We start from the raw sequence: 7,431 nt of genomic DNA on the forward strand, positions 1-7,431 counted from the left end.
GTAACCGATAAGCGCCCCCTCTCTCATGTTCTGCACGGTGCACTCTCCGCGCGAATATATTTGTGCAGCGTACGAGTCTTCGAGTGAGCGAAACAAATCTACGTGAGCGCGGGCCGTAGCCTAGCGGGGTCACGGGGCAGAGCCCCGTGGGTGTGGGGTTGTTAGGGGGCCGCACAAGGGCTCCCTAACCCTAGTGGAGCGGATGAATGAAGAGGCAAGAGGAATGGTGTGGCGCTTGCGCCGCATGAACAATTTCTATTCTTCCAAAAAAACAACAAAAAAAGGACTCACCATTTCTGATGAGTCCTTTGTAAAATCTGGCTCCCCGGGACGGGATTGAACCGCCGACCTAGTGATTAACAGTCTCGAAAAAGTATCAATTATATTCAGTGGTTATCATTAATTTGCATTAAAAATCAAGTAGTTGAATATGTCTGCATAGTCATGAAAAATCAGGCTTTTTCACACCGAGTGGAGCAAAATTGGAGCAAGTGGAGCAAAGCTCTTGCAGGTTTAGTTATCCAAAATCGACCATAAGGTATAGCCCTCTTATGATTATTCTCCACGCATAAGCTCGTCTTCAATTTCTTCAATCGTTGGCAAGGCTCCTTTCAAATCTTCTGGGATAGCTTTTGTCAGCAAATAATCGGCAACAGCAATGGGTTTATTTATGTCTTTCAGTGCATATTCCGCCACCAATCGGTCCTTATCTTTGCATAAAATCAAGCCAATGGTAGGTTTGTCGCCTTCACGGCGAAGCGTATCGTCTACTACAGACAGATAAAAATTCAGTTTTCCGGCAAATTCCGGCTGAAAAGAAACTGCCTTCAACTCCACCACCACATAACAGCGCAAATTGATGTGGTAAAATAGTAGGTCAATGTAAAAATCGGATTCGTTGATGCTTACCTTGTATTGTTGGCCGACAAAAGCAAAACCTTCGCCAAGTTCCAGTAAGAAGCGTTTGATATGAGCGAGCAAGGCATTTTCTATGTCTCTTTCATGGGACTCTTTGGCGAGACCCAAAAAATCAAAATTATATGGATCCTTCATTGTGTGGCTTGCAAGGTCGGAATCTATGGCAGGCAAGGTGTTCATGAAATTAGAAACAGCCTGCCCTTGGCGTTCGTGCAAATCCGTCTCAATCTGCATGGACAGTATGGAGCGCGCCCAACCATGCTTGCGGGCCATTTGAGCATACCACAAGCGCTTTTCTGGCGTCTTCACTTTTTGTACAAGGGTCACGTTATGGCCCCAAGGCAATTCTCGCACAACCTGTGCGAGATATTTCGCCTGTTCCGGAGTAGAAGCCGTATTGGTTGCAGGCTTATCGTCTTCCGGCAATTCTGGCACAGGCTGTGCCAGAATTGGTTCGGTAGGGAGAAGAGAGGGCCAAGCAAGGTAAAAAGACCGCATTCTCCATATGTTAGTTGGAGAAAACCCCTTCATCTCAGGAAAAGCATCGCTCAAATCCGCAGCAAGGCGCTCTACAGTCGATTTTCCCCAGCCTTCATCGTGTTGTCGCTTGGTGATTGTTTTGCCAATAGACCAGTAAAGGTCGATGACCTCCCGATTTACGGCAAGTGCCGCCCGCATTCTTCCGGCATGAATACGTTCCTTGAGATCAGCCAATGTTGCTGCATAGTCAGCAGGAACACTACCTCTCACTTTGAGAACAGAAACTTTTGAAGAGTTATCCGACATAAAAAATCCTATATGAAGTCAATAAGCCCATTATCAGGCCACTCATGCCAATGTTCGGCTCCGCCCTCTACCTTTTGTTTACTTGGCCCCCACCTTCATTTCCCGCTTTCCTCCACGTTTATGCTCTACCTCTGCCTGGAGCCAAGCTTCCGCAGTGAGCAACCTATCATAATTACGTTCAAAGTAAGCCCCAAGGTCAGCAAAGTGGAATTGCCATGCAGCTAACTCTGCCTCTGAGAGCGACTTGAAGTCAACTGGATGTTCCAGAGCTTCCATAATTTCTTCCGGAGTGGTCAACGGCATGTTTTGATTGCGCAAGTGCTCGACAAGAAAGGGAAAAAAACCTTCTGGGCTGATGCACATAGTAGCAAAAAAATCACGAGGGTGTATTTTTGTGTTTTCTTTCACCCAAGCTGGGGTGAGTACAACCTTGCGAAGCTGGTCTTTAATTTTCAGCATTTTTTTGCGCATTTCCTTGCGGCTTCTATATTCTGGCAACGTACTCTCCATAGTATGCAAGGCGCACAGCGGTGTTTTCTTTTCAAAGGGCTTACGCAGTACAGAACGCCAACACAAAAAACAGGTAGCAAAGTTATCCGCCATTTCAGCATCAGACCTGTACGAAGCCTTTTTCTCGGAGGGCTTGTAGTCTCGCTGCCGTGGTAATGAATACAGTACAAAACGCACCCTATCCATAAACTCTACTTGGGCTTCTCCATAAGGTTGCGTTATTCCCAGTAACTTTTCACTGCCGTCTGGGTACTGCGTTACTATTTCCCATTCTGCATAAAATCGTTTGCAAAACAGGTTTATCTGCAAGTCCAAGTCTTCCCAGCGTGCAGCCCTGCCCAAGGGAAGCAGCTTCTTTACAATATACTCCAATGTTCCAGAGCACTCCCCAAAACGCGCAACAAATTCTTCAGCAATAATGCGTGCGGCCTGCACGGTATTTTTTCCAAGCAAGCGGTTACGCAATTCTAGCTCCTGCGCACCGGGGCCACGCATTAACTCATCCAAACGATCTTGATCTTCTATCAAACTGCTTTTTCGGGGGCTGGCGAGCTTTTTCATTTTTTGCCACAGAATAATCGGTTGGCCTGAATACTCAGGCATGTTCATAAACCCTGCATTCGTGGAGGAATACACAATGGTACAGAAACGATTCTACAACATTGAAGAGTTAGCCACAATACTTGGCAAAAGCATTGCCGCAATTCATGGGCACCTTGCCCGCAAGCAGTTTGATGCAGTGCCGCCACCGTTAAAATTGGGGCGCAGGCTGGCATGGCAAGTGGAGTCTGTTGATGCCTGGATTGATGCCAAAGTTGCAGAGGCACACCAGCACATTACAAACCACCAAGAATTTATGCAGGCCCCTGCCAGAAAAAGAGGACGGCCCACAAAAGCAGAAACCAAACTTCGGAGCCAGAAATGAGCAGCATCTTTGAACAGGTAAAAGGCGCACTTGCCTGCCGCCTGCCGGAGGTGCTGCCAGAACTTCTTCCCGGTGGCAAGGTTTCTGGCAAGGAATACCTGTGCGCTTCGCTGGAAGGCGGGGCAGGTACTTCCTGTTCCACCAGCCTGGAAACAGGCAAAGGCAGCGACTTTGCCACCGGGGATAGCTGGGGTGATATTATCGCCCTGGCTGCCAAGGTATGGCATATGCGCCAAGGGGAAGCAGCCAACGAGCTGGCCCGCAAGTATGGCATAGGCACTGACCAGCCGCACCCGGCCTCACAGCCACCCACACAGCAGCAAAACGCCTTTACCCCCATGCTTCCCGTGCCAGCCCATGCACCGGAGCCGCCGCGCTGGCATTCACAGCATGGGGCGAAGGTAGATGCCTGGGCTTATGCAAACGCCCAGGGCGAAACGCTGTTCCATGCCGTGCGCTTTGAAACGCCTACGGGCAAGGTGGTTCTGCCCCTGTGTTATGGGCAGTATGGCAACCAGCGCCCCCAATGGGCATGGCAGGCTTTGCCAGCCCCCCGCCCTTTATACAACCTGCCAGCCTTCCACACGCTTCCGGCAACCGCGCCTGTACTACTGGTGGAAGGAGAAAAAACTGCTGATGCCGCCAAGGTTCTTTTCCCGCATCATGTCGTCACCACTTGGAGCGGCGGGGCCAACGCCTTTGCCAAAACGGACTTTTCCCCCATGCAGGGCAGAACCGTTATCATCTGGCCTGACAATGACTCCCCCGGCTTCAAGGCTGCCCTGGAGTTGCTGGAGCATCTGCGCGGTATTGCGAGCAGCATCAGCGTTGTTCTCCCACCTGACACCTTGCCGGAATCGTGGGATATTGCCGATGCCACCATTCCTGGATTCATACCGCAGTTGCATCTGGAAACAGCCTTGCCCCCGGCAGAGTTCATGCAAAAAGCAGCCTCTCGCTTTCCAGCCCTTGCACCGCAGATTCAAATGCAAGACACACCCCCGCCCGACCTCGAAGAAATGCAGCTTCGAGAATGGCCTCAATTTTCATGGGATGCCTGCCCCGGTCTGCTGGGGGAATTTGTCCGGCTAGCCACGCAAGATAGTGAAGCAGACCCAGCAGCCATTTGCGTGACAGCCTTGGTACGCTTTGGGGCAGAGGTCTATGGGCACGCGCCCAACATGGGGCCTCACATTTATGTGGGGGAAACCATTCACCCGCCGCGCCTGTTTGCCGTTATTTGCGGCAATTCCAGCAAGGCCAGAAAGGGAACCTCACGCCACCCTGTAAGCAAGCTGTTCACCCGGCAATACTGCTATCCTTCTGACTTGCAGGCTTGGCAATTGCCCTTGCCTGCCAGAGAAAGCGGTGGACCGCTCTCCACCGGGGAAGGGCTGGCTCATGCCGTTCGTGATGAAACAGACGAAGAGCGCGAGCGAAAGCACAAGCTCAACCCCAATGAGCCCATACGCGAAAAAGGCGACAAGCGTCTGATGATACAGGATGAAGAGTTCGCCAGCGGCCTTGCCTGCATCAAGCGGGAGGGCAACACCCTTTCCATGGGCATTCGCTGTTTTTGGGATTCCGGCGACTATGCCCCGCTCACAAAAAACAATCCCGTGCTGGTGAAAGGGGCACACATCAGCATCATTACTCATATTACCATGCAGGAACTGGCGGTGTGCCTTGGAGAAGTGCAGGCCGTGAACGGTTTTGGTAACCGCTTTTTGTGGGTGTGTGCCCGTCGGGCCAAGCTGGTTCCCCTGCCAAACCGTATGCCGGAGGCCGAGCTTGCCCCCATGCAACGTGAACTCTGGCGGCTGGTGGCCCACGCGCAGAAACGTGGAGCCATGAAGATGCACAGCACCGCCCTGGAGTTGTGGGAGCATTGTTACCCTGAACTTTCCAAAGAACATTCCGGCCTTGCGGGCAGCATTGTGAACCGGGCCGAAGCCCAAACCTTACGCCTTGCCCTGGTGTATGCCCTACTGGACGGAGCCGACCACATTGCCGAAACGCATCTGAAAGCCGCCCTTGCCATGTGGCAATACGCACAGGCTTCTGCACTGTATATTTTCCAGAACCAAGCAGCTGACCCACTAGAAGAAAAAGTGCTGAAGCTTCTGGGGCAAAAACCACTAACAGCGACAGAATTACATGCTGCACTGCAAAGGAATGTCCCTAAGGAGCGCTTGCAACCTGTTTTGCAACATTTGGAAGCGCAACGAAAAATAAGGATATGGCATGAGAAAACAGGAGGTCGCCCTCGGCAGACTATCGGGCTCTACGAAATAACTGCATTAAACGAAATAAACGAAAAAAACGAATTTAACGAAGAAAGGGGAGAGCTATGTACACAGTAATTTCGTTTCTTTCGTTATTTTCGTTTCCCTTCATGCCTTGGAAGTTCTGCAACAAAATCCCAATTAGTGCTTACGAAAAAAACGAAAAAAGGCCCAAAAGCCAAGAAGGAAACAGCAGGCTTTTTTCGGTAAATTCGTTATATTCGTTTATTTCGTTTCTTCGTACCCTTAACGATACCATGGCGCTTGTACCTCAACAACCTGTTGCTAAATGGCATAGCCAGCCTACCCGTTGTGGGCACACGCTAGCGCGGTGTCCACTGCCGGGGCTGGCGGGTGGCTGCGCCCCCTCGACCCCTGCTCCAAGAGCGGCCTTTTGCCTGCATGTGGCGTCAGGCGTCACCGTGCGCTTCTGTCATGTACCAAAGAGTACACTCCTTCGCGCTCGGCTTGCCCTCCTTGCTTGCAAGCAAAATTCCACTCTTGGCCAAACAGGGAGCAAGCGCCATGAGTGAGCCAAAACCCAATCGCTCAGCATGGCTCAAGCTTCGCGTTACTCCTGCGGAAAAAGAAACCATTGCCGCCAAGGCAGCCGCCCAGGGGCAAACGGTTACGGACTTCATCCGGCAGCGTGCCCTGGACTACCGCCTACGGCAAACACCGTTGGAGCGGGAGCATGTACGGCAGCTTGCCCGCATTGGTGCAAACCTGAATCAGCTCGCCCGTTGGGCCAACACCTTCAAAAATCGGGCAGAGGTTGTGCAAGTGCTGGCGGCCCTGTGGAGCATGGAGCAAAGCCTGCAAAACGCTGACACACCCCGCCCCCAAGAAGCAAACAGCCGGGGGGAACCGCCATGTACATGAAGGTGTTCCCGCACGGGCAAGGCGGCGGAGCAGCCCCCACCGAGTACCTGTTGCGCATGGACTACCCAGACAGAGAAGCGAACCCGCCCACGGTACTGCGGGGCAACCCGGAGCAAACCCGCGCCCTTATTGATTCTCTGGAAACCTCATGGCGGTTCACGGCAGGGGTGCTTTCCTGGCACCCGGAGGACACCACCACACCAGAGCAGGAACAGCGGGTCATGGATGACTTTGAAGCTGTGGCTTTTGCCGGACTGGCAGCCGACCAGCGCAATATTCTGTGGGTTCGCCATGCCCACGCCGGGCACCATGAACTGCACTTTGTCATTCCGCGTGTGGAACTTTCCAGCGGCAAAGCGTTTAACCCATGCCCGCCCGGCTGGCAAAAGCAGTTTGATGTGTTCCGCGACCTGCACAACCACCGGGAAGGCTGGGCAAGACCAGACGACCCGGCCCGCATTAGGCCCTATGCCCCGGAGCATACCGACCTGCACCGCGCCCGGCTGATTCGCTGGGGAGCCATTGCCAAAGACAGCCCGGACACTGACCCTCGCACAGCGGCCAAAAAGGCCATACACGGCTACATTCTGGCGGGCATTGAAGATGGGCGCATTGGCAACCGGGCCGACATTGTGCAGGCGCTAAAAGATGCAGGCTTTGCCATTAACCGGGCTGGGAAGGATTACATAACCGTTGCCATACCTGCTGAAGATGCAGCGGCTGAAAGTTCTGCGCCGCAACCGCTTCCGCCGCGCAGACGCAAGCAAAACTCCCGTAATACGTCAAAGCGCACAAAAAATAATTCTGACACTGAAGAAAATACCAACACAATCAAGCTCCGCCTGAAAGGAGGCATGTATGCCGAACACTGGAACTTCACTCACCTCACTGGCAGAACGGTTGAAGGCCAAGACCGAGCAGGAACGACAAGAGATGGAGAACCTGACCCAGCAACAATTCAGCGCCTTGAGCGAGAGCTTGCGGCAATCATCGCAAAACGCGCTGAGTACAACCGAGGCCGCTATCCTGCACCAGCTTGGGAAGCTCGAACAGACCTTGACCTGCCAGTGCCGCACCCTGAGCCGGGCCTTCCTGTGGAAGAATCTGCAAGCCCTGCTCATAACC

At 52.7% G+C, this 7,431-nt stretch carries 6 protein-coding genes; 4 read left to right on the forward strand and 2 right to left on the reverse strand.

Annotated elements, in window-relative coordinates; translation table 11 throughout:
* Window positions 1-555: 555 nt before the first annotated feature.
* Complete coding sequence (locus G497_RS0112290) at window positions 556-1,704, reverse strand: PDDEXK nuclease domain-containing protein (RefSeq protein ID WP_034637877.1); 1,149 nt, start codon at window positions 1,702-1,704, stop codon at window positions 556-558.
* A gap of 78 nt (window positions 1,705-1,782) precedes the next feature.
* Window positions 1,783-2,823, reverse strand: coding sequence for a hypothetical protein (locus tag G497_RS0112295; protein WP_027188365.1), 1,041 nt, complete (start codon window positions 2,821-2,823; stop codon window positions 1,783-1,785).
* Between the two features lie 28 nt (window positions 2,824-2,851).
* Here G497_RS0112295 and G497_RS0112300 point away from each other — a divergent pair, with 28 nt between their 5' ends.
* From G497_RS0112300 to G497_RS18100, 4 genes are all read left to right on the forward strand, one after another.
* The gene (locus G497_RS0112300; RefSeq protein WP_027188366.1) at window positions 2,852-3,139 is read left to right on the forward strand and encodes a helix-turn-helix transcriptional regulator; all 288 of its coding nucleotides are present in this window, start codon (window positions 2,852-2,854) and stop codon (window positions 3,137-3,139) included.
* On the forward strand, window positions 3,136-5,502 hold the full coding sequence (locus G497_RS20650; protein WP_245576391.1) for a hypothetical protein: 2,367 nt from the start codon (window positions 3,136-3,138) through the stop codon (window positions 5,500-5,502). Before G497_RS0112300 ends, G497_RS20650 begins: the two co-directional genes overlap by 4 nt.
* Window positions 5,503-5,949: 447 nt before the next feature.
* Window positions 5,950-6,306, forward strand: a complete 357-nt coding sequence (locus tag G497_RS0112315; protein ID WP_027188368.1) for a plasmid mobilization protein — start codon at window positions 5,950-5,952, stop codon at window positions 6,304-6,306.
* Window positions 6,297-7,431 (forward strand): relaxase/mobilization nuclease domain-containing protein (locus G497_RS18100; RefSeq protein ID WP_245576392.1); only part of this gene is annotated, 1,135 nt, incomplete at its 3' end. The genes G497_RS0112315 and G497_RS18100, both read left to right, overlap by 10 nt.

It is taken from the genome of Desulfovibrio cuneatus DSM 11391 (assembly GCF_000430005.1).
Classification (GTDB): Bacteria; Desulfobacterota; Desulfovibrionia; order Desulfovibrionales; family Desulfovibrionaceae; genus Frigididesulfovibrio; species Frigididesulfovibrio cuneatus.

Coding starts and splice junctions, on each gene's coding strand:
- G497_RS0112290 (WP_034637877.1), bottom strand. CDS start 1,704: ATGTCGGATAACTCTTCAAAAGTTTCTGTTCTCAAAGTGAGAGGTAGT.
- G497_RS0112295 (WP_027188365.1), bottom strand. CDS start 2,823: ATGAACATGCCTGAGTATTCAGGCCAACCGATTATTCTGTGGCAAAAA.
- G497_RS0112300 (WP_027188366.1), top strand. CDS start 2,852: ATGGTACAGAAACGATTCTACAACATTGAAGAGTTAGCCACAATACTT.
- G497_RS20650 (WP_245576391.1), top strand. CDS start 3,136: ATGAGCAGCATCTTTGAACAGGTAAAAGGCGCACTTGCCTGCCGCCTG.
- G497_RS0112315 (WP_027188368.1), top strand. CDS start 5,950: ATGAGTGAGCCAAAACCCAATCGCTCAGCATGGCTCAAGCTTCGCGTT.